General features: G+C 38.7%; 20 protein-coding genes. 2 read left to right on the top strand and 18 right to left on the bottom strand.

Annotation, left to right across the window (positions count from 1 at the left end; translation table 11 throughout):
* Positions 1-43 precede the first annotated feature (43 nt).
* From ACYQ2D_RS02430 to ACYQ2D_RS02455, 6 genes are all read right to left on the bottom strand, one after another.
* Positions 44-1,894 (bottom strand): extracellular solute-binding protein, encoded by a 1,851-nt coding sequence (locus ACYQ2D_RS02430; RefSeq protein WP_459784522.1) that lies wholly within the window; start codon positions 1,892-1,894, stop codon positions 44-46.
* A gap of 393 nt (positions 1,895-2,287) precedes the next feature.
* Positions 2,288-3,298, bottom strand: coding sequence for an adenosine deaminase (gene add, locus ACYQ2D_RS02435; RefSeq protein ID WP_459784523.1), 1,011 nt, complete (start codon positions 3,296-3,298; stop codon positions 2,288-2,290).
* Between the two features lie 100 nt (positions 3,299-3,398).
* Positions 3,399-3,992, bottom strand: coding sequence for a molybdenum cofactor guanylyltransferase (gene mobA, locus ACYQ2D_RS02440; RefSeq protein ID WP_022303069.1), 594 nt, complete (start codon positions 3,990-3,992; stop codon positions 3,399-3,401).
* A complete protein-coding gene (locus ACYQ2D_RS02445) occupies positions 3,979-4,467 on the bottom strand; it encodes a MogA/MoaB family molybdenum cofactor biosynthesis protein (RefSeq protein ID WP_459784525.1) in 489 nt (162 codons plus the stop codon). The genes mobA and ACYQ2D_RS02445 overlap by 14 nt, the downstream gene beginning before the upstream one ends.
* A gap of 40 nt (positions 4,468-4,507) precedes the next feature.
* Positions 4,508-5,482 carry a GTP 3',8-cyclase MoaA gene (moaA, locus tag ACYQ2D_RS02450; RefSeq protein ID WP_187557970.1) on the bottom strand — a complete coding sequence of 325 codons (975 nt, stop codon included), beginning with the start codon at positions 5,480-5,482 and terminating at the stop codon, positions 4,508-4,510.
* Between the two features lie 3 nt (positions 5,483-5,485).
* Positions 5,486-5,938 carry an MOSC domain-containing protein gene (locus ACYQ2D_RS02455; protein ID WP_459784526.1) on the bottom strand — a complete coding sequence of 151 codons (453 nt, stop codon included), beginning with the start codon at positions 5,936-5,938 and terminating at the stop codon, positions 5,486-5,488.
* Between the two features lie 134 nt (positions 5,939-6,072).
* Here ACYQ2D_RS02455 and fdhD point away from each other — a divergent pair, with 134 nt between their 5' ends.
* Positions 6,073-6,876 (top strand): formate dehydrogenase accessory sulfurtransferase FdhD, encoded by an 804-nt coding sequence (gene fdhD, locus ACYQ2D_RS02460; RefSeq protein ID WP_117456436.1) that lies wholly within the window; start codon positions 6,073-6,075, stop codon positions 6,874-6,876.
* 248 nt (positions 6,877-7,124) lie between these two features.
* Here fdhD and ACYQ2D_RS02465 read toward each other — a convergent pair whose 3' ends face one another.
* From ACYQ2D_RS02465 to ACYQ2D_RS02520, 12 genes are all read right to left on the bottom strand, one after another.
* Positions 7,125-7,505 (bottom strand): winged helix-turn-helix domain-containing protein, encoded by a 381-nt coding sequence (locus tag ACYQ2D_RS02465; RefSeq protein WP_117456435.1) that lies wholly within the window; start codon positions 7,503-7,505, stop codon positions 7,125-7,127.
* A gap of 32 nt (positions 7,506-7,537) precedes the next feature.
* Positions 7,538-8,098 (bottom strand): molybdopterin-guanine dinucleotide biosynthesis protein B, encoded by a 561-nt coding sequence (gene mobB / locus ACYQ2D_RS02470; protein WP_117456434.1) that lies wholly within the window; start codon positions 8,096-8,098, stop codon positions 7,538-7,540.
* A 76-nt stretch (positions 8,099-8,174) separates the two neighbouring features.
* A complete protein-coding gene (locus ACYQ2D_RS02475; RefSeq protein ID WP_459784528.1) occupies positions 8,175-9,380 on the bottom strand; it encodes a molybdopterin molybdotransferase MoeA in 1,206 nt (401 codons plus the stop codon).
* 56 nt (positions 9,381-9,436) lie between these two features.
* On the bottom strand, positions 9,437-10,462 hold the full coding sequence (locus ACYQ2D_RS02480) for a molybdopterin-binding protein (protein ID WP_022304163.1): 1,026 nt from the start codon (positions 10,460-10,462) through the stop codon (positions 9,437-9,439).
* Positions 10,463-10,692: 230 nt separating this feature from the next.
* The gene (gene fdhF / locus ACYQ2D_RS02485) at positions 10,693-13,398 is read right to left on the bottom strand and encodes a formate dehydrogenase subunit alpha (protein WP_459784530.1); all 2,706 of its coding nucleotides are present in this window, start codon (positions 13,396-13,398) and stop codon (positions 10,693-10,695) included.
* Positions 13,399-13,438: 40 nt separating this feature from the next.
* On the bottom strand, positions 13,439-15,307 hold the full coding sequence (locus ACYQ2D_RS02490) for an NADH-ubiquinone oxidoreductase-F iron-sulfur binding region domain-containing protein (RefSeq protein ID WP_459784531.1): 1,869 nt from the start codon (positions 15,305-15,307) through the stop codon (positions 13,439-13,441).
* Complete coding sequence (locus tag ACYQ2D_RS02495) at positions 15,304-15,786, bottom strand: complex I 24 kDa subunit family protein (protein ID WP_117456429.1); 483 nt, start codon at positions 15,784-15,786, stop codon at positions 15,304-15,306. The genes ACYQ2D_RS02490 and ACYQ2D_RS02495 overlap by 4 nt, the downstream gene beginning before the upstream one ends.
* Positions 15,787-16,050: 264 nt before the next feature.
* The gene (locus ACYQ2D_RS02500) at positions 16,051-16,992 is read right to left on the bottom strand and encodes a DMT family transporter (protein ID WP_187557977.1); all 942 of its coding nucleotides are present in this window, start codon (positions 16,990-16,992) and stop codon (positions 16,051-16,053) included.
* Positions 16,993-17,018: 26 nt separating this feature from the next.
* Positions 17,019-18,008, bottom strand: a complete 990-nt coding sequence (locus ACYQ2D_RS02505) for a nucleotidyltransferase family protein (protein WP_117456427.1) — start codon at positions 18,006-18,008, stop codon at positions 17,019-17,021.
* Positions 18,009-18,065: 57 nt separating this feature from the next.
* Complete coding sequence (locus ACYQ2D_RS02510; protein ID WP_022304169.1) at positions 18,066-18,443, bottom strand: hypothetical protein; 378 nt, start codon at positions 18,441-18,443, stop codon at positions 18,066-18,068.
* Positions 18,444-18,451: 8 nt separating this feature from the next.
* On the bottom strand, positions 18,452-19,936 hold the full coding sequence (locus ACYQ2D_RS02515; protein WP_118700864.1) for an AAA family ATPase: 1,485 nt from the start codon (positions 19,934-19,936) through the stop codon (positions 18,452-18,454).
* 173 nt (positions 19,937-20,109) lie between these two features.
* Positions 20,110-21,483 (bottom strand): RNA-guided endonuclease InsQ/TnpB family protein, encoded by a 1,374-nt coding sequence (locus ACYQ2D_RS02520; RefSeq protein ID WP_459784533.1) that lies wholly within the window; start codon positions 21,481-21,483, stop codon positions 20,110-20,112.
* 79 nt (positions 21,484-21,562) lie between these two features.
* Here ACYQ2D_RS02520 and tnpA point away from each other — a divergent pair, with 79 nt between their 5' ends.
* Positions 21,563-21,985, top strand: a complete 423-nt coding sequence (gene tnpA / locus ACYQ2D_RS02525; protein ID WP_459784534.1) for an IS200/IS605 family transposase — start codon at positions 21,563-21,565, stop codon at positions 21,983-21,985.
* Positions 21,986-22,008 lie beyond the last annotated feature (23 nt).

The raw sequence follows: 22,008 nt of genomic DNA on the forward strand, positions 1-22,008 counted from the left end.
GTTTAAAGCAATGGATACCCTCTACTTTTCTTTTTCAATTTTCTCACTTCAGAGTCATATAGTCTTCAGACTCTGCAAGAATGGCATTACCCTCTGAAACATATTCTGTCCAAGTATCTTTCACAGAGGTATCTCCTCCATTAAATGTAATATTACCATCTGCCGGATAAGCTTCCATGTGTTGTGGTATTGCCAGACAGGTTACCGTGAAAGTATCATTGTCCTGAATTTTTTTTCCATCCTTTATAATTTTACTCAATGTATAACCATCAGCTGTTTCTTTGACTTCCACTGAAATGCCGCTGACCACAGGAAGGGAACCACGATTAAACGGAATAAATCCCCCCTGGTAGCCTTCTACAAAATTTCTAACTGTCTCTTTCAGCTCAGCTCCACTCATCTTACTATTGTAAGCCAACAGACCATTTGGCATGATCATATCACCTGCCATTTTTTCTGTATAGCCAGCTTTCAGCACGCTTCCCGTAAAGCTGTTTCCAGTTGCGATTAGCACATCCGTCCCATAAATGCCACGCAGCGTGTTTGCCATAACCGAATAGGCTGCATTGCCTCCACTGCTATGAAAGCGGTTGGAATAAGATTTCTGTGAATTCAATACTACATTTTCAGAAATGGCTTTTTCCTCAAGAAGCTGAGAATTAAATGACTGATAGGCCTGCTCTGCATCATATTCTCCTGAGAGCATCTTAGAAACTACATCCTTGGAAATCGAAAAAAAGTCATTTGACGCAATGCGGATATACATATGATTTTCTTCGATCACAGATTTCACATCTTTCAGATATTCCGTAAGCTGCATATCTACATCCTGACTGTAGCTTAACAGATCCTGTCCCTCACTAATGATCCGGTTCTGTGCATCCTCAGAAAGCATTGTGCTCAATACTTCCATTGCTTTCTTTCGGCGTGTTTCATCCTTTGTCAGGTCACGGTTTAAAGCCACCTGGAAATATGGGGTTGTCATCAGCCACTTTTCACCGTTTTCCTGAAAAAACGGAAGAAAGGTTGTATTAATGCCCTGATCCTGAAACATTTTTACTCCGGAAGAACTGCCAAAGTACATGGCAAGCTTGCCACTTTGGTACATCTCAACTATATCATCATAATTCATATCCAGGTCATCCTGACTTAACCCGGTATCCTGAATAAACTGCTCCATACGTTCAAAAGCCTCCGGCCAGACGGTACTGTCCAGACCTTCTCGCTTTGTACTATCCGGATCACTGTAGGTGGTACGCCATCTGCGTCCGTCTGCAGAAGATAACTCTGACGCTGACAAACCCTGCAGTGTTTCCATACAGGTGTAATCATAATAATAGTCTGCGGCAAAACCACGGATTCCCATCTCTTCAAATACCTGACAGGCAGAAACAAAGCTTTCATAATCAGTTGGCAGAGGAATATCATACTTTTCAAAAAGATCCTTATTGACTACAAAACCATGTGCATCCGCACACACCGGAAGCCAGTTTACACTTCCATCCTCATTCATAAAATTCCTGAGGTATGTATCATAGACAGCACCTGCCACATTGGTTGTGGAAAGATCCATCAGACTATCTTTCAGAGGACTTGCATCATGCAGTGAAAAACGACAGCAGGTTATAATATCTGGCAATCCACCATTTTCCTCAAGGAACTTGTAGAAATCCAGATCATTATTCCCTACTACAAATTCAACATTGATATCCGGAAGCTGCTCCTGGATGTATGGTGCATATTTTTCACACAGGCTTGTACTCCATAAATACACCGTTATTGTTTCTGCATCTTCTTTTTCTGCACTCTTTCCGCCACATCCTGACAAAAGTGATACTGCCGTCACCATTGCCAAAAACACAGCCAGTATTTTATTCCATTTTTTCTTTTTCATTACGAATCCCCATTCTGAACTTTCTTTGTATTTATAATAAAGACTCCGAGAGTCTATCAATTAAACGTATGCAGACAATCTGGTTTTATTATACGCTAATGCTATACTATACACAAGAAAAACCTCTCCGCTTTCACGCTTAAAAATAAAAAAAGAACAGCCGATACATATATTCGAACTGTTCTCCTACTTCCAAAATCCACGCAACATTGACATTACTGTTTCCTGCTCGTTGAAATTTTTACTCCTGATTTATATTTTTCATTCTACTTATCAAAGGTAATATTGCGAATCATATTCCGGTTAATCAGCTGTGTTCCTTTTTTCGGTGTTTCCACTTTTACCCACTGGGCATCGGCATCCAGCAGTTTTCCTTTAATCGCACCTACCTCATTAAATTCTCTCTGTACTCAGCCATTTCAAAAATTCCTGTTTTACTTTCTGCTTTAATTTTAGTTTCTTTTTTTGTGGCAGAAATGCCGCTTCTACGCTGTTTTCTGCAAGCTGAAGCAGCATTTCATCTGAAAGCTGAAATGTCTCTTTTAACAACCGATATTCTCTTTTTAACGAAGTATTCGAAACCGTCATATTATCAGTATTAATCGTCACTAAAATTCCTTTTTTTAAAAATTCTATAAGCGGATACTCACAGGAATTTTTTACAGCTTGTGTCTGAAGATTGCTGGAATAACATAATTCCAGATATATTTTTTCTGCTTTTAATCGCTTTAAAAGCTTTGGACTTTCTATTGAATGAATTCCATGACCAATTCTGACAGCCCCACACGCTAATGCTTCTTCTACACTTTCTGCACCGGCAGCCTCTCCTGCATGAATAATAATCGGCACATTTTGTTCTTTTGCCAGTAAAAATACATCTTCAAACATTTTTGTCGGATAAGCCGACTCATTTCCTGCCAAATCAACTGCACAGACACCCTTTTCTAAAAATTCTTTTGCGGTTTTAACTGTTTCTAAATTCTCAGCATGATTCGTCTCTCCACGCATACAACATAAAATCAGCTGTGCTTCTATCGGAAATTCTTTCATTGCTTTTTCGAGTCCTTTGACTGCCGACTCTACCACTTCTTTTTGTGTTAAGTTTCTTTGTTGGTGAAGTTGTGGCGCAAAGCGGATTTCTGCATAACAAAGTCCCTGCGCTTGTAATTCTTTTAGTAATTCATAGACTGCATACTCCAGACATTCTTTTGTCTGTAATACCTGAAGCGGTAAATCAAATTTTTCTAAATAATCTCCGAGATTTTTACAATCCGGCTCTACCATCATCTGTTTTTTTAATTCGTTTTCTTCTGTAAACGATAGTTTCACACCTGACATTTCTGCCATCCAAAACATGTTTTTCGGATTCAAAGAGCCATCTAAGTGTAAATGTAAATCAATCATCTTATCATCCTTTCTATTTCACCATTTCCAGTACAGCATACAAGAAATAACCACTATCTCGACTTATCTGATTCAGTTAAATCCTTTCTTCTAACCGAATTCAGATTTTCTGCTCTTTTTTACAGATTTCCTGATACACATCCGGTTCATTAATATTGGTAAAATACCATTCTTCTGCCTGTGTATCATAACAGTCATAACCAACCTGATTTAAAAAGCGAAAAACAGATGCCTGCCCCGTTTCCAGAAACTGCGCTATTTCCTGATATAAACTACTTTCATACACTGACATCAAGGATTCCTCTTTTTCGGCATGTCGAAGTAGAACCGCTCTGTTTTCACTTTCTTTTTGTGCCTTGTCAACTAAACTTTTTAATTCTTCTTTTGGAACAAGCGGAGTATCTACACCTAATACCAGACAATGCGAAAAGCCCTCTTCTGATGCTTTTCTAAAGCAGGCTTCCAATCCTCCTAGCGGACCTCGGTTTTTGATACGATCCATTACAATTTCTTCTGTACAGCGCACTCCCTTATAACCGGAAATATAAATTTTTTTGATTCCGAGCTGTTTTCCTTTTTCTATCTGTATCTCCAAAAAAGTATTTCCATTCAAAATCAAATCACTTTTTTCACGTCCCATGCGACTGCTCTTTCCACCGGCTAAAATCACCAAAGCAATTTTATTTTCTGGCACAGTTTGATGCCTCCCCGGTTAAAATCTGTAATCCATGCTCCAGAGCCGGAATAATATATTCCAGACTTTCTCTTACCGCTTTTGGACTTCCCGGAAGATTGACAATCAAAGTACCTTTTCGGATTCCTGCTGCGGCACGGCTTAACATGGCTCTTGGCGTAATTGTCATACTGTAAGCACGCATTGCTTCCGGAATTCCCGGTACTTCCCTTTCTATAATATCTTTTGTTGCCTCTGGCATACAATCTCTTTTTGAAAATCCGGTTCCACCTGTCGTTACAATCAATTCTGCAATCGCTTCGTCTGCAATTCTTTTCATCTCTTTTGCAAGCATTTCTCTTTCATCCGGAAGTAAAATGGCCTGAACGACTTCATATCCATTTGCCTCCAAAATTTCACGAATCACCGGACCGCTTTTATCTTCTCTTTCTTTTGCATATCCAGAATCACTGGATGTAATAATTGCTGCTCTCATTTTTACTCCTCTCCGACAAACACGCCTTTTTATTTCGCCTTCAGCCACCTATCTGTGACATCAGTTTCATCTCGTCTTCTTCAATGTTCCCTGAGGTAAAATGATGCCCAACCGGCTTTTCCCATATCACTTTTTTCATTGCTTGTGTTAATTCTTCATCCGTACATCCATTTCGGATTAAATCTTTTAAACTGATTCCTGTCTGGTACTGCAGACAGGCTTTTAAATATCCCTCTGCTGTCATTCTGACACGATTGCACTGGTCACAGAATTTATGGGTCATTGCACTGATAAATCCAATTTTTCCTAAAAATCCGGAAATTTCATAGTAATGGCAGGGTCCATTTCCATACCTCATTGAAATTGGAGTCATTCTGCCATAAGCTTTTTCTAAAATTTCACAGATTTCACTTTCTCCTCGAAATAAAAATTCTTTTCCATAACCAATCGGCATCATTTCTATAAACCGGACATGTATCGGATATTCTTTTGCAAGCTTGGCAACTGCCACCAGATTTTCAGGTTCTTCAACTACCGGAACACAATTAATTTTCAGACCTATATTGGGATATTTTAAAGCTTCTTCCAATCCTTCCAACACTTTAAAAAGTCCTTTTCTTCTGGTAATTTTCTCAAACTTTGCTTTATCCACAGTGTCCAGACTGATATTAATGTTATCAATCCCAGCCTCTGCCAATTCTTGTATCTGTTCTTTCAATAACATTCCATTCGTTGTTAAGGTTACTTTTTCGATCTCCGGAAGTTCTTTTAACATTCTTACCAGGGTCGAACAATTTTTTCTTGTGAGCGGTTCTCCGCCGGTCAGTTTTATTTTTTTTATTCCAAGCGTTGTAATACAGGAACAGATTCTTTGAATCTCATCATAAGTTAAAATTTCTTTGTGAGAAACCTGACAGATTCCATCTTCCGGCATACAATAAATACATCTCAAATTACATCGGTCTGTAATTGAAATTCTCAAGTAATCAATTTCTCGTCCATATTTATCTTTCATAATTTACTTTTCTGTTTCTCCATCCGTTTCTTCTATATGAATCTCATCCCCCTCTTCAATGATTCCTCCATGAAGCACTCTTGTAAAAATACCTTCTCTTGGCATAATACAATCTCCCATAATTTTGAAAATTTCACAGCCACTGTGACATTGTTTTCCAATCTGAGTAACTTCCAGCAACACCTCTCCACAGCGAAATCTTGTTCCAACCGGAAGACTTTTTAAATCATATCCGCTTACGATTAAGTTCTCTCCAAATGCACCATCATCAATCGGCGCACCTTTTGCTTTAAATTCCTCTATTTTTTCATAAGAAAGAAGGCTGACCTGACGATGCCATTTTCCCGCATGTGCGTCATTTTCAATTCCAAATTCTTCAATTAATTTTGCACGATGCACATTCTTTTTTTGTGTCCCTTTCTTCTCACTAATATTGACAGCTATTATTTTTCCCATCTAAAATAAATCCTCCTTTGTTCTCTGCTTTTTTTATATTTTCCCTCTTTTGAAGCAAAGACATTTCTGTTATACTATTATCATAACACATAGAAAACATGAATAAAAGAACTCTTTTTTGCATTGGAGAAATTATGTATATTAACGAACAATACCACGATTTACCATTATTAGAAACAAAAGAATACCGGTTTATCAGCCGTGATGGACAACTTATTTCAAAACAGGAACAAATTTTAAAAGAGCATCTGATTGACGTCTATTTAAATGACCATTTAACGATGAAACTCGTTTGTCTCCCGCAGTATCTGACAGAATTAGTTCTTGGTCGGCTTTTAACGGAACGAATTATTGATTCCATCTCCGATATCGAACAGATTTATATCTGCGAATATGGAAAACGGGCAAAGGTTTATTTAAACAGAACATCAGAAACACTTCCGCAAAATACCGAAAACAATCTTTTTATAGAAATCACTCCTACCTGCTGCACCGGAAACCATATTTTAAATGATTATTTTGTTTCCGGACAAACGCCAAAGACTGTACCTTCTATTAACTGGAAACCCGACTGGATTTTTCAGATGGCAGATGCCTTTGCTGACGGCATGCCGCTTCACAGCACAACTTTCGCCACTCACAGCTGTTTGCTTGCAAGAAACGGTCAGATTTTATTTTCCTGTGAAGATATCGGCCGGCATAATGCGCTTGATAAAGTGATCGGTTATGCACTTAGAAATCAGATTGATTTACGCGAATGCATCGTTTATTCAAGCGGCCGAATCCCAACCGACATGGCAATGAAAGCGATTTATGCACAAATTCCAATTCTTGCCAGTAAAGCTTCTCCTACTGTAGAAGCGATTGAACTTGCGAAAGAATATCATTTAACTTTAATTTGTGCTGCACGGCGAGACCGCATGAAAGTATTTTCTTAAGTCTTTGTCAAACAAAAATTTTTGAATCGAAGATTTTTCTTGATTCGGTTAAATAGACCGGGGGCTGTAAAGCGGACATTCGCAATCTGCTTCGCTACTTGCTCATGAACGCAGTCGCTTTGCGAGCTGTCAGTGGGAGCTTTCAACTCCCACTGACAGAAGCATTCCCCCGCTTCAAGTGCGCAGAGCACTAAGCAGCGGGGGAATGTTTATCTGCGTTCAAATAAAGAAAAGACACCCTGTCATTTTTACTGATAACTGTCAAAATATTTTTCAAATACATTCTGACTTATCTGTTTTACTTCTTCCAACATTTCCTCATATCGTTTTATAAATTCTCTACCCTCTTCTGTAAGGATCGAAGTTCCTCCATGTGGACCACCATTGTAACGATTTAAAAACTGAAATCCCATCTGCTCTTCCGCACGATTTAACAATTTCCAGCATTTTGAATAAGAAATTTTCATCTTTTTTGATGCCGCATGAATCGAACCAGTTTCATCAATAAACTGAAGAAGATGAAACAGTCCCGGTCCAAAAAAATCTTCTGTTTTTGTAATGACAAGCTTCGTTTTTACCCCAAGTTTTGTCTCTCTTTTATTTTCTGTCATACTGTTCTGCTCTTCCATTTGATTTACTGCTCCTTTTCACTTTTTTCAGATTATCTTTTCTGGATTTCTTCCCATAATTGATAAATCCATTCTGCCAAAGACCCTGCTTGATTTAAATCAAAAATCTTTATCTGTTTCTCCCATTTCTCTGTTTCTAATATTTTTTGTTCTTTTAATTCCTCTTTTTTAAAATCTGTCACAATTCCTAACAGCTTTTTACTGTCACACACAGATTTTGCCGAGTTGCCTTTTCGTATGAGTTCGATTTTTGAGTAATTTGAATATTTAAATCCCTCCAGCAAAATAATATCTGCTCTCGGGAAACTGGCAAGTAGATCTTCTTCTGGTAATACCGTATCATAATGAATCATCATATATTTCGTCTTTGAAAACACAAGAGTACCATCTGCACCTGCCTTTGCAAAATTCCAGCTGTCTGTTTCCGGAACATCTGCTTCAAAATCATGTCCATCATGCTTGATAACCGCCACATTCAAGCCTTTCGCTTTTAAAAAGGGCAATATTTTTGTAATTAACGTAGTCTTCCCTGAGTTTTTTACTCCGCTTACTGCCAGTATAAACTGTTTTCTCTGTGTTCTTTCTGCTTTCATTTTTCTTTTATCCGGTTTTTCTGTACTTTCATTTTAATGTCAAAATCCAAAAATCAAATTTTAAGTCAAATCGAATCTACAACAAAAGCACTTCTGTCTCTTCTCCTGCATGAATCCCTGGTCTTCCCTCCTGCATATCAATCAGACAGTTACATCCTGCCATTGTCGCAAGAACTCCATTGGAATGAAGTCCACATGGAATCATAACTCCGGTTTCGTCTACAAAAGCACGTACATATCGTCTCCCTTTGATTTTCTTACTGAATTCATTTTTTAATACACATTTTTTATGTACAATCGCAAGTGTTTCATCCTGTGTCATTTTATGTAACATTGGTCGAATCAGTACATCTACGCTGACCGCCACACCAAATGGATTTCCAGAAAGACTGACAATCGGAACATCATGATATACCGAAAACAAAGTTGGCATTCCCGGTTTCATTAATACCCTCCAGAAAATTCGCTCTGCCCCAATCAGACGAAGTGCCTCATGCATAATATCTTTCTTGCCTACCGATACAGCTCCTGTTGTTACGATTAAATCTACCTGTCCTGCGATTTCTTTGATTGCCTCTGCCATTTTCTGTGGTTCATCCTGAATCGTATCAATATGTACCAGTTCTACATCAAAATCCAACAGACGAGTCGCCAGCAGGCTCTGGTTTGAGTTATAAATCTTTCCCGGAAGCAAAGGTTGCCCCGGAGTCATAACTTCATCTCCGGTCGTTAAAACAGCAGCTTTTACTTTTCTTTTTACTAAAACTTTTGCTCTGCCCATACTCGCAAGGATTCCAGTTTCAACAAAACCGATTTTTGTACCTTTTTTTAATAATACGGTATCTTTCTTAAAATCCTCTCCTTGAAAGCAATAGTCTTGCCATTTCTTTTTACTTTTAAAAATCTTTACCGTATCTTCTCCATAATCAGTGTCTTCCTGTCTTACACAACAGTCACATCCTGTCGGAATGGCTGCTCCTGTCATAATACGAACAGCCTCTCCCAATTTTATTTCCCGATCAGAATATTGACCTGCATCTATTTCCTCTATTACTTTTAAACACACTGGTGTATCACTTTTTGCTTCACTTAAATCTTCAAAATGACAGGCATATCCGTCTACCGGAGAACGGTCAAATGGCGGATTATCAAACTCTGCTTTTTCATCTTTGGCAAGAATTCTTCCTCTTGCCAAAAGCAACGATACTTCTTCCGTTTCTTCTATTTCTTTTGTATGACATAATAACTGTTCAAGCGCCTCTTCTACCGTCAGATTTTCCATGTCATTTCCCCCTTTTTTCTTAATGTGCTCTCGAAATCTTTTTATACTTGATTATTTTAAACACCTTTTCCAAAACTGCAGTTTGGATAATGACATTCTTTACATCCTAAGCAAAATCCGCCATTTCCCATGTGTGCCAAATCTTTTTTTGTCACTTCAATTCCTGCTGCAATTCTTGGTAAAACCAAATCAAATACCGTTGCCTTTGCATACATTACACACCCCGGAAGTCCCATAACCGGTGTTCCATCTTCTAAGTAAGATAGTAAAAACATTGCACCTGGAAGCACCGGTGCTCCATAAGAAACAATCCTTGCTCCTGTTGCCTTGATTGCTCCTGGAGTTTTATCATCAGGATCTACACTCATTCCTCCGGTACAGACAATCATCTCTGCCCCTTTTTCCTTTAATTCTAAAATTGCTTTTGTGATTTTTTCCATATCATCATTACATACGATATGACCACATACTTCAATTTTGTACTCTTTCATTTTTTCAATGATAACCGGTGTAAATGTATCTTTAATTCTTCCATAGTAGACCTCATTTCCTGTTGTCACAATTCCAACGGTCTTTTTCTTGTATGGAGTTAAAGAAACCAGCGGAGTCTCCCCTGCTGTTTTTTTCACCTGTTCCATTTTCTCTTTTGCAATCACAAGCGGAATAACTCTTGTCCCCAGCAGACGGTCTCCTTTTTTTACCGGAAAGTTTGTATGTCTGGTTGCAATCATAATTTCATCAATCTCATTGATAGCATCCAGTCTCTTTACATCTACCTGAAATACTCCATCACAGTCTGCAATCAATTCAATTTTACCCTCTTTTACATCGGATGGATGCATATTGTCATTGATACATACGTCACAGAGAATCTGAGCTGCTTCATTTTCATGCAGAGTATTCTCATCTTTTTCCCATACATATAAATTATCTTTTCCAAGCGATAAAAGTACCGGAATATCCTTCTCTTCTACAATATGTCCTTTTCTGAATGCAGTATCTTTTACCACATCTTTTACAATCCGCGTAATATCATGGCAGAGTACATGACCTACTGCCTCTGTTGTCTTAATACATTTCATCGTCTTTTCCTCTTATCTTTTTATTTTCAAAATTTCTCTTATTTTGATTTTGAAATTATTGTAGCATAGTAACAAAAAAAGCTCAACCTTGACCACGTTTTTGTATAAAAATAATCATTTGATGCAAAAACGGGAGATATTCTCTTTACCGCTTATGAGAATATCCCCCATTTTTTTATATTTTATAACCAGTTCTACTACTGCTACAGCAGAAACTTAAGTTTGCTGTACTACGCTTTTTCAATGCGAATTGCACATACTTTATATTCCGGAATTCTTGCATACTTATCAAGCGCCGCATTTGTCAGCCAGTTTGCATTTCCATCCGGGAAGTGGAATGGCATCCAGGACTCTCCTTTTGATACTTTTGTACCAACACGAGCCGTAGATTCAATCTGACCACGTCTGGAAGTCAGACGAACTTTATCTCCATTCTTAATGCCAAGTGCTTCTGCATCTTCCACATTCATTTCAATAAAGGATTTTCCTTCAATCTCCATCAGTTCCGGAGTTTTTCCGGTCATCGCTCTTGTTGTATAGTGATATAAAATACGTCCAGTCATCAGAATAATCGGATATTCTTCATCTGGAAGTTCTGCTGACGGAACATATTCTGCCGGATAGAACCAGCCAAGACCTCTTGCAAATTTACCAACATGCATAATCGGAGTACCTGGATGGTCTTTTGTCAAACATGGCCACTGAAGTCCTTTTCCACCAACTTCTTCACTGTCAAGACGTGCATGACTGATTCCTCCAAAGGATGGTGTTACAGATGCTACTTCATCCATAATCTGTGCCGAGGTCAGATGCGGCTGAGGATAACCCATACGATTCATCAAATCAATGATAATATCGGTATCTAATCTTGCATTGCCAGGAATTGTTACTGCTTTACGCACACGCTGTACACGACGTTCCGTGTTGGTAAATGTTCCTTCTTTTTCTGCATAGCTGACACCTGGGAGAATAACATCTGCATAAGCCGCAGTCTCTGTCATAAATAATTCCTGAATAACAAAGAAGTCCAGACTTTCCAGTGCTTTAATAATATGATGCGTATCCGGGTCTGTTACAACAGGGTCTTCTCCATAAATATACAGTCCCTTAATTTCTCCTCTGATTGCTGCCGGGAATACATCTGTTGCATGAAGTCCCGGATTTGGATTCAACTTGGTATTCCATGCCTTTTCAAATTTTGCAACAACATCCGGATTTGCCACTTTCTGATATCCTGGGAAGTCAGTCGGCGAAGCACCCATATCACAGGCTCCCTGTACGTTATTCTGACCACGAAGCGGATTCACTCCACAACCTTCACGACCTAATTTACCAACTAAAAGAGCCATATTTGACATCGACATAACGCCTTCTGTACCGGTTGAATGTTCGGTTACACCAAGACAATAAATAATTGGTGCCATCTTTGCTTTTGCATACATAATTGCTGCTTTTCTTAAATCTTCTGCATCAATATGACAAATCTGAGCAACTCGTTCCGGTGTATAATCTTTTACGATTTCTTTGATTTTTTCATAGCCTTCGGTTCGCTCAGCGATAAATTTATCGTCTTGAAGTCCCTCAGAAATAATGACATTCATAATACCATTTGCAAATGCAACATTTGTACCAGGTTTTAATTTCAGATGAATATCTGCATGTTTTGCAAGACCGATATCACGCGGGTCTACTACAATCAATTTACATCCACGCTGAACTGCCTGACGAATCTGCATTCCAACAACAGGATGTGCTTCTTCCGGGTTCGAACCAACCAGCATAATCACATCCGGTTTCTTTGTGATATCTTCAATCGGATTGGTCATGGCGCCAGAACCAAGTGTCATAGCCAGACCTGCTACGGAAGCAGAGTGACATACACGGGCACAGTTATCGGTATTATTGTTTCCAAAACAGGTACGAACCATTTTCTGTACCATGTAAATATCTTCATTCGGTGAACGGGAACATGCAAAACCAGCTAAAGATTCTGTTCCATATTTCTTTTTGATTTCCATAAATTTGGATGCAACCAGATCAAGCGCTTCATCCCATGTTGCTTTTTCAAATTCACCGGTTTCTTTATTTTTAATTAATGGGTCAGTAATTCTTGATGGATGGTGTACAAAATCAAAGCTTCCGCTTCGTCCTTTTACGCAGAGCAGACCTTTATTGGATGGTCCATCATACGCTTCTGTATCCACAATTTTTCCATCTTTTACTAACAGATAATACTGGCATCCAGTTGCACAATGTGGACAAGTTGTCAACACTTTCTTTTCTACCTGATAAGCACGGTATTTCTTTCTGCGCTTCATAGTAAGAGCGCCTGTCGGACATGCCTGAACACAGTTACCACAGGATTCACAAGTACCATCAGCCCATTTGCCTTCTCCATTTCCAATAATAGACTGGAATCCTCTTTCCATTGTGGCAATTGCGCCTCTTCCTACGATTTCATTACAGGTGTTGACACATCTGTGGCATAAAATACAAAGACTCGGGTCATAAGTAAAAAACTTATTGGAATCATCAATTTCTCCACCGCTCTTTTCACCTTCATAACTGGAACAATCCAAACCATACTCATAAGCATAATCCTGAAGCTTACAATCTCCGTTTCCTTCACAGGAGAAACAGTGAATATTATGGTCTGATAAGAGTAAATCCAGAGTCTGTTTTCTTGACTGGATTACTTTTTCAGACATTGTAAAGACTTCATCGCCCTCTGATGCCTGTAAAGTACAAGCCGTATCAATTTTTGTTCTTCCGTTATTTTTTACTTCCACTACACATAAACGGCAGGAACCGTCCGGCAGTAAATTTTCTATGTAACATAATGTAGGAATCTTGACTCCTATCTTTTTCGCTGCATGAAGGATGGTTGTGCCTTTCTCCACTTCAACAGGATTTCCATCAATCATTAAATGAATCATGTCATCCTCCTCCTTTTCTTTTTTTCAATACACTGATTTTTTAGCTTACACTGATTGCATCAAATACACAGTTTTCCATACAAGTACCACATTTAATACATTTAATCTGATCAATGATATGCGGTTCTTTCTTTTCTCCCGTAATTGCGCTAACCGGACAATTACGTGCACATTTTGTACATCCCTTACATTTTTCAGGGTCAATCGTATAAACTTTCATTACCTCACAAACATGAGCACGGCATTTTCCTTCTACGATATGCTCTTCATATTCGTCACGGAAATTTTGCAGTGTACTGATAACCGGAAGCGGTGCACTCTTACCAAGTCCACAAAGGGAACGAGACTGAATAAATTTCGCCGTTTCCTCCAGTTTGTCCAGGTCTTTCATTTCACCTTTACCACCTGTAATTTTCTCAAGCAGTTCAAGCATACGTTTTGTTCCGATTCGACATGGACCGCATTTTCCACAGGATTCTCTCTGTGTAAATCCCATAAAGAATTTTGCCACATCTACCATGCAGGTATTTTCATCCATAACAACCAGACCACCAGAACCGATAATCGCATTAAACTTCTTAACAGAGTCAAAATCAAGCGGTTCATCCAAATGTTTTTCTACCAGACATCCACCAGATGGTCCACCAATCTGAACAGCCTTAAATGCGGCTCCTTTTTTAATACCGCCACCAATATCATAAATAATCTGACGAAGAGTTGTTCCCATCGGAACTTCAATCAGACCTGTATTTTCAATTGCTCCGGTTAAAGAAAATGTCTTTGTTCCTGAACTGCCTTCTGTTCCAATTGAACGATACCAGTCTGAACCATCTAGAATGATTCTAGCTACATTTGCATAAGTTTCAACATTATTTAAAACGGTTGGTTTTTCCCAAAGACCTTTTTCTACGGTACGAGGTGGTTTTACACGAGGCATTCCTCGTTTACCCTCAATTGATGCTGTCAGGGCAGAACCTTCACCACAAACAAATGCTCCTGCTCCACGGTTGATATGTAAATGGAAGTTCACACCTGAACCTAAGATGTTATCTCCTAAAAGACCATATTCTTCTGCCTGAGCAATTGCCAGTTTTAATCTTGCAACAGAAAGCGGATATTCCGCACGCACATAAATATAACCATCATGAGCGCCAACCGCATAAGCAGCAATAATCATGCCTTCCATTAATTTATAAGGGTCACCTTCCATAACGGAGCCATCCATAAATGCTCCAGGGTCACCTTCATCACCATTACAAACAACATATTTTACATCGGATTCAATTCGTGCCACCTGACTCCATTTTTTACCCATTGGGAAACCGGCACCGCCTCGACCACGGATTCCGGATTTTGTAATTTCATCAATGACTTCTTCCGGTGTCATCTCAAAAAATGCCTTTACAACCGCCTGAAAACCACCAGCGGCAATGTATTCATCAATAGATTCCGCATCAATATTCCCACAATGCTCTAGTACAATTCTGGTCTGCTGATTCAAAAACGGAATATCTTCCGGATGTTTACATGGTTTTTCCTCATGTTTATAAAACAGCCGTTCAATCGGCTCTCCTTTTAAAACAGTTTTTTCTACAATCTCTTTACAATCATCCATCTGGACATGCACATACTGTAAATGCTGTGGTTCAATACGAACTAACGGTCCTAATTCGCAAAGTCCCTGACAGCCTGTTTTTACTGTACCAATATGCGGTACGTCTTTCTGCATGCTGACTTCTACATTATCTAATCCTTCACAGAGTTTCACCATTTCATCATAAATTTTCTGTGAGCCGGAAGCCACACATCCGGTTCCTGAACAGACAAGAATACGACAGGTGTAAGAATCAATCTTTTCCTGAGCTTCTTTTTGCTTGTTCAACAGGTCTTCTTTGCTTGCAATACTCATTCCTGATTCCCCCCTCTTAATTCTCTGATTAATTTTACAGCCTTATCCGGTGTCATCTTTGGATGGACATCTTCATTTACCATCATAGTTGGTGCTAATCCGCATGCGCCAAGACAAGATACAGTCTCTACGGTAAACATCATGTCATCTGTTGTACATTTTTTCCCCTCTAATCCCAGTTCTTTTACAATTGCATCTTTTACCGGCTGAGATTTTCTAACATGACAGGCTGTACCATCACACACCTTAATGATATATTTTCCTTTTGCATCAAAAGAAAAGTTTTCATAAAAAGTCGCTACGCTGTACGCTCTTGAACGGGTGACTCCGATTTCATCTGCCACATAATTTAACAGCTCTCCCGGCAAATAACGGTATTCTGCCTGAATATCCTGCATAATCGGAATCAGTGAGGCAGGCTTACGACCATACTGTTCAATAATCGCATCCGCCTTTTCATAGTATGATTGGTCTAACATTCCGTTTCCTCCTTTATTAGGTTATATATCTTCACGATATTAATTTTTTTATTCCCCTATTTATATTCATTATACCGTATTGTTTTTTATAGAGCAAGAGTTTTTTGTGTATTTTGCTGATTTTTTTCTGTTTTTTGTCTGATTTTTTGTATCATTTTCAAAAACAAGTCGGTAAGTTCAAACTAATCGTGTGCGTGTATTCTAAAATACAGTATATCAGATTTGTTCCGGCCGATAACCTATAAACAAAATTTTTTTATTTTCTTATTCAACTGACAAAGTCTTTACTCTGCTATTATCTTTTTTGCTTAATAATAATACAGCTGTTAAAATTGCTATAAGCCCCACGATATCAATTCCTGTAAATTTTGTCTTTAACCATAATGCGGAAATAATGGTGGCTGATACTGGCTCTACACATGCAATCATACTTGCCTTTACCGAGCCAATATCGCTCACACCTTGTAAATACAGTGTAAATGCAAGTGCGGTCCCAATCAAAACAATTGCTCCTACACCTAAAACAAGTGGTAAATGAAAAGCAATTTTATAATTCCAATATCCAAATACAAAAAATAAGAAAATACCACCTATCATCATGCCAAAACCAACAATTACGGTACTTCCATAACGACTAATTAAATTTCCTGGCAGCATTGTATAAAGTACCAGTGCGACTGCGGAACTCAGTCCCCAGAATAATCCCTCTTTCGAAATTACAAGTGTTCCTGGATTTCCATGTGTTGCAAGCAGAAATGTTCCGGTAATCGCAAGCAAGATTGCACCCAGTTCTTTTTTCGAGGGAAGCCTCCTTCCCATCACGCAGGAGATAATCATAATCAAAGCCGGACCTAAATACTGCAATACAGTAGCCGTTCCCGCATTCGAATAAGCAATTGCAGTCAAATACATATATTGACAATTGGTAAGTCCCAAAATTGCAAATAAGACAAGTCTTATTGCATCTTTTTTGTTTTTCCATACTGCAGTCATTTCTTCCCGATGACTGATGGCAGATACACCAAGCAAAATAATTCCGCTAAATAACATTCTTGTTACCGTCAGCCATTCCGAATTTAAATCTTCAAATGTAAACAGATACTGTCCACATGTTCCTGAAAATCCCCATAAAATCCCACCAGACAATGCAAATAAGAAACCTCTTATCTTTTGTTTTTCTGAACTTTTTCTTTTTTCAGTCTGCATAATTTATCCTCTTTTTATTCCCATTTTCAGTCAATTAAATCATTTTGAAATCTTGATAAATGCTCATAAGGAAGAATCAAGCGTCCTCTGTACAATCCACATCCATCATTAATCAGCCTATTATCAACTGCTGAGAACATATTCACATCAAGTTTTGATAAATCCAGTTCCAAAAGACGCATCCCTCGTTCATATGCCTCATCAAAATACAGACATTCGCCTTTCGGAATCTGGTTTCTTTTTCTTCGTTCTTTTTCCTGCTTTTTTTCATATACACGATGATTTGCTGCTCCAATTTCAGCCACATCATCCATCATCTTGGTCCGAAGCTGTACTTCCATATAACTTCGTGAACTATTATCATAAAATGTAATGTGAAGAGACTGATACTCATTTTCTTCATGATTAGATACATAATCCCTGTAATAAGGCTTCACTTCCGGATTTAATAAAGATGAACAGCTTTCCTGCACACCATTTGCAGGCTCTGCTGTAAATCCACGCTCCTCTAAAAATTCCGGCAGTACATTTGCAATCTCATACAAACAGTTTAATTCAGCATCTCTTCTTTCCTGTTCACTTTTAAAATGACATTTCGGCATAGAAATTACAATTCGATAGGCAATCAAATCTCGAAAACAGCTTAATTTCTTTTTTAATTCGGAGACTGGCGGATAAACCTGATGTTCGGAATAATATTCATAAATATATTCCATCACATAACTGTTGAATTTTTCCTCCGCCCGAATCAAAGATTTGATTCTTCCCTTAAAAGTAAAAGCAAGATATGGATATTCCTTTGCCATATATTTATAAAATTCACGGATTTTCTGAGACTGTGCCGTCAAGAAATCATTATGTTCAAGAAGTTCACGAATCTGAATCAGAAAATGACTGTGAATCCGGTCAATTTCATTTTGATTTTCTTTTGCACTTTTTTTTAAATCATTGATATATTTTTGCAAAATGCGAAAAATCGTATCTCCATCATATAGATAATCGTTTAGCGTAATCATTTTATACTCTCCATTTCCATAAAAACGGCCATTTAACTAACATAAATGACCGTTTTTTTAACATCTTCCACAATTTTGACATGGATTACATCTTTTCTTTTTTAGCTTTGGATACCACATACAAAATTCAGCTTTTATCTCTTTTTCTTTCAGATTATATTCTGCCTTATCATAACGAGTGACAAACGTTATCTTCTCTCCATCCTGTTCTACTTTAAGTGGATAAATCGTAACCTGTTCTGGATGCATACAGCTTTGATATAAAACAGGACTATAAACTTTGTCATTCACCTTCACAGACTGGCTGATTGTGCAGACACTCCAATGTGTGTCATTTGTTCTCGAAATTGTCTCTATGCCATAGCACTGATACTCTTTTGGAACTTTGTATGTATCAATCTCAAATGTACCCATTCTTGTTTTTAATTGTTTCATTTTTCTTTTTATGACAGCAGATTTTTTACCATTTCAGCGTCAAATACTACTTTAGATACATGATTTACCTCGATTTGATAAAGTGCATTTGCTGCAATATGTTCTGCTGCCTGCTCCAAGTCACGAATTCCACTTGTGTTTTCGTGCATTTTAATTACCATATCTAAAGCTTCTTCTGTCACAATACATTCATTTTCTTTCATACTCATTCTTCTAAGCACTTTTGGGAGTGCAAATTTAGAAAAGATAATCTTTTTCTCTTCTGGTGTATAATCCGGAATATCAATTACCGCAAAACGAGACATCAAAGGTGCACTAATCTGTGATTTATCATTTGCCGTTGCAATCGGATAAACTCCTACAGTAGGAATCAGACATTCGATATAGTTATCTGTAAATCCAAGATTATCAAGCAGGGTTAAAAGCACATCCGCCGGATTTCCATTTCCTTTTCCGGATGCTGCTTTATCTAACTCATTGATAATGAAAACCAGATTTGACTCTCCTGACATCGCAAAGGCTTCCATGATGATTCCAGGTTTTGCATTTGCATAAACACGAGAACTTCCTGTTAACTGTTCTGGGTCATTGATGGAACTCATATCAAGTGTTGTCCACGGTAATTTTAAGATACGGGCAACCGCATAAGCAATCTGTGATTTTCCTGTTCCTGCCGGACCAACTAATAACAGACCATAAGCCGGAAGTGTATGCGTACGATTAATCTGAATAATGGTTTCCATAATTCTCTGTTTGACACGTTCCATTCCATAAAGTTCTTCATCTAAAATCTTACGAGCTTCTTCCGGGTCAATGGATTCAAAATAATTACTCTTCCACTGAATATTCATCATAATAGAAAGCGCTCTTTGTGCATGGCGTCTTTCTTCCGGTGAAACTTCATGAGAACGTGCAACTGCAAGATTTCGTCTGGCCCAGAGACGGATATTATCCGGCATCGTCTTTCCTGCACAGTTCATAAAATCTGTAATACTCTGAATACTGGTCAGTTTCATATCATCGCCGACTTCTTCCTCTTCTTCATCACTGACTTCCTCTGCCGGTGCATCACTTGCCAACAGACGGTCAATCATAAACTGGAGAAATCCATCTTCTGCTGAAAGTTTTGTTCCACCTCCAAAAGCAGTTTCACGAATCTTATAGACTGCATAACCATTTTCCTGATTCTTTCCAGAAAGCCGGACGTTGATATGGTTTTCTCCCATCCAGCGTAAAAGACTTGTAAAACGAGCATCAATCTCTAAGATATCTGCTGTAAAAACTCCATCTTCTTCTTTAAACTCAAACGTCGTACGTTTACTTGGATTGGTAAAAATTCCGCCGGAATGATGTTTCCACTGACGGGCAGAATTATCTAAAATTAAAATTGGTTTCTCCGGTGTTGCTTCTGATTCATTTGAATAAAAAACCTCATAAGTACATTCCGGATCTTTTTTTTCATTTGGTGTATCACTAAAGTCAAATACTGGCATTTTCTTTCTCCTTTATCTATGCTCTTTCTTTTCTCTCAATTTTTTAGTGTATCATGAATTACCCCTCCCATGCGGTGCAGTAGCTCCTATGGAAGTGGTTTCTAACAGTCGTGACAGTTACCCATTTCTGACCAAAAAAATCTGGCTGTCCGTACCAATTAAGGCATATTCATTTATGCCACTATCCTTTTGACAGGAATACTTTTAGGGTTCAGTTCGTGGAATCCATACACTTTTGGGGATGAAAGGAATGTATAATCACTGGTATCCTTCCAGATATCAGGGATTGCTTTCCTCATAATGTTTGCGGCTGCATTACAGTCTGCATTCAAGAGCGTCCCATCCGCACAACGATAAAGCCCACGTGTAATACGTGCACCGGAAAAAGTTGCGTTATTGTCGTCTTTTCCGTAAGTAGGAAGATAATCATTCCTGGTGATATCCGCTTTTGATGTATAGCTTTCTTCCTGCTCGATGATGCGGATACCGGCGTTCAATGCCTTATAGGAGATCATGGTACGCAGGATGCTGATCGGCATAGCTACAAACTTCTGATTGCTTGCAGTACCCATGTTGGTGCGCTGCTTCCAAAGTGGATTTACTCCAAGGATTAAAGTCCCAGCCTGGTGCTCCAGGCAGAAGTCGATAATGTTTCGGCTGATCTTATGACACTGGTCTTTGGTAAAATTCGCATGATGAAAAGAAAGAGCTTTCAATCTTGCAGAAGTTGCATTCCTCTGACTATGACCTTTTGTAAGGATGGAAATGTACTTTGCCCGCTGTTTATGAAACCATTGGGTATTGGATAAGACAGCTCCGCCTTTGTAAATAGCTGATGAATGATCATCACATACGATGGCTGCGAAGTTATCCGTACCAAAATCAATGGCGCAGACATGGGGCATCGAAGGTGTTTCTGTTCTATCTGGTTCTTCCATAGTCAGACAAAGAAGGAAGCGCCCATAATACGGTTTGATTTTAATCTCCTTCAGTGTAGACCTGCCGGAAATGTTAGATAACAGAATCCGCTCCTTGATGAGCGGTAGTTTTAAGGAGACCCCGGACTCTTCCGGATATAAAACAGCATCCTGGTTTGTGACCGTGACAGTAGTAAGGCTGTCCTTTTTGTAATGTGGCATCTTCGGTCTGCCAAGAAAGTCCTCTGGATGTTTCGCATAAGCCTTCAATGCTTTCAGCCAGTTGTTGAAATCTGTGACTGCCTGTTTCACGATCGCCTGGGCTGTCTGCATAGGGAGTCCGGCAAAGAAATCAGGATTCTCTGTCACACGCATCAGCTTCTCCAGATGCTTGTAGCAGATTACTTTTTGGATATGGATGCCCGGATAAGATTCATGCAGCAATTTTACTTCCCCGAATACTTCGGCTTCGTTGGAAGTGAGATGTTCTTTTTCATATCCGGTAAAAATATTCCGGATACGGAAGAGGGAAGCGTTATACAGCAGCTTTGATTTTCTGCTGAGATCATCACAATAATCGTAAATGCTGTCTTTTTTTGAAATGACATGCTGTGCTACAGAATAAGCCATTGACTGTCTCCTTTCTAATGCATTGTATTTTATAATATAATTATACCAAACATATATTCGAATGTAAAGGAGAACCGTTATGAGGAAGAAAGAAAATACAGATTATTATGTGCACAGACACAGTTGCTTTTTGTTACAGTATCCCATTGTGCTTGTCACAAAATACAGGCATCCGGTACTTACCGGGGACGTAAAGGATACTGTTTATGAACGTATCCACTATATTGCCGAACAGCGCGGATTCCGTATCCTGGAGATTAATGGCGAGCCGGATCATATCCATGTCCTCATGGAAGTGGATGCGATAACTTCTCCAGCAGAATTGGCAAATGTTTTAAAGACGCAGACAGCACGACGGGCAAGGACACTTTATGGCGAAACACTTTTAAAGAAGTATTATTGGAAACCTTATTTCTGGTCAGACAGTTATTTTATCACGACCGTTAGCGAAAACAGCCTGAAAGTAGTAAAACAATATATTCAAAATCAAGGCAATCGGTAGGTTATAGGCATTCACCCACGCCC

The sequence above is a fragment of the Blautia stercoris genome, from assembly GCF_054657695.1.

What these genes read in the sequence shown, in the direction of transcription:
- ACYQ2D_RS02430 (WP_459784522.1), bottom strand. Translation starts at nt 1,894, where the DNA reads ATGAAAAAGAAAAAATGGAATAAAATACTGGCTGTGTTTTTGGCAATG.
- add (WP_459784523.1), bottom strand. Translation starts at nt 3,298, where the DNA reads ATGATTGATTTACATTTACACTTAGATGGCTCTTTGAATCCGAAAAAC.
- ACYQ2D_RS02445 (WP_459784525.1), bottom strand. Translation starts at nt 4,467, where the DNA reads ATGAGAGCAGCAATTATTACATCCAGTGATTCTGGATATGCAAAAGAA.
- moaA (WP_187557970.1), bottom strand. Translation starts at nt 5,482, where the DNA reads ATGAAAGATAAATATGGACGAGAAATTGATTACTTGAGAATTTCAATT.
- ACYQ2D_RS02455 (WP_459784526.1), bottom strand. Translation starts at nt 5,938, where the DNA reads ATGGGAAAAATAATAGCTGTCAATATTAGTGAGAAGAAAGGGACACAA.
- fdhD (WP_117456436.1), top strand. Translation starts at nt 6,073, where the DNA reads ATGTATATTAACGAACAATACCACGATTTACCATTATTAGAAACAAAA.
- ACYQ2D_RS02465 (WP_117456435.1), bottom strand. Translation starts at nt 7,505, where the DNA reads ATGGAAGAGCAGAACAGTATGACAGAAAATAAAAGAGAGACAAAACTT.
- mobB (WP_117456434.1), bottom strand. Translation starts at nt 8,098, where the DNA reads ATGAAAGCAGAAAGAACACAGAGAAAACAGTTTATACTGGCAGTAAGC.
- ACYQ2D_RS02475 (WP_459784528.1), bottom strand. Translation starts at nt 9,380, where the DNA reads ATGGAAAATCTGACGGTAGAAGAGGCGCTTGAACAGTTATTATGTCAT.
- ACYQ2D_RS02480 (WP_022304163.1), bottom strand. Translation starts at nt 10,462, where the DNA reads ATGAAATGTATTAAGACAACAGAGGCAGTAGGTCATGTACTCTGCCAT.
- fdhF (WP_459784530.1), bottom strand. Translation starts at nt 13,398, where the DNA reads ATGATTCATTTAATGATTGATGGAAATCCTGTTGAAGTGGAGAAAGGC.
- ACYQ2D_RS02490 (WP_459784531.1), bottom strand. Translation starts at nt 15,307, where the DNA reads ATGAGTATTGCAAGCAAAGAAGACCTGTTGAACAAGCAAAAAGAAGCT.
- ACYQ2D_RS02495 (WP_117456429.1), bottom strand. Translation starts at nt 15,786, where the DNA reads ATGTTAGACCAATCATACTATGAAAAGGCGGATGCGATTATTGAACAG.
- ACYQ2D_RS02500 (WP_187557977.1), bottom strand. Translation starts at nt 16,992, where the DNA reads ATGCAGACTGAAAAAAGAAAAAGTTCAGAAAAACAAAAGATAAGAGGT.
- ACYQ2D_RS02505 (WP_117456427.1), bottom strand. Translation starts at nt 18,008, where the DNA reads ATGATTACGCTAAACGATTATCTATATGATGGAGATACGATTTTTCGC.
- ACYQ2D_RS02510 (WP_022304169.1), bottom strand. Translation starts at nt 18,443, where the DNA reads ATGAAACAATTAAAAACAAGAATGGGTACATTTGAGATTGATACATAC.
- ACYQ2D_RS02515 (WP_118700864.1), bottom strand. Translation starts at nt 19,936, where the DNA reads ATGCCAGTATTTGACTTTAGTGATACACCAAATGAAAAAAAAGATCCG.
- ACYQ2D_RS02520 (WP_459784533.1), bottom strand. Translation starts at nt 21,483, where the DNA reads ATGGCTTATTCTGTAGCACAGCATGTCATTTCAAAAAAAGACAGCATT.
- tnpA (WP_459784534.1), top strand. Translation starts at nt 21,563, where the DNA reads ATGAGGAAGAAAGAAAATACAGATTATTATGTGCACAGACACAGTTGC.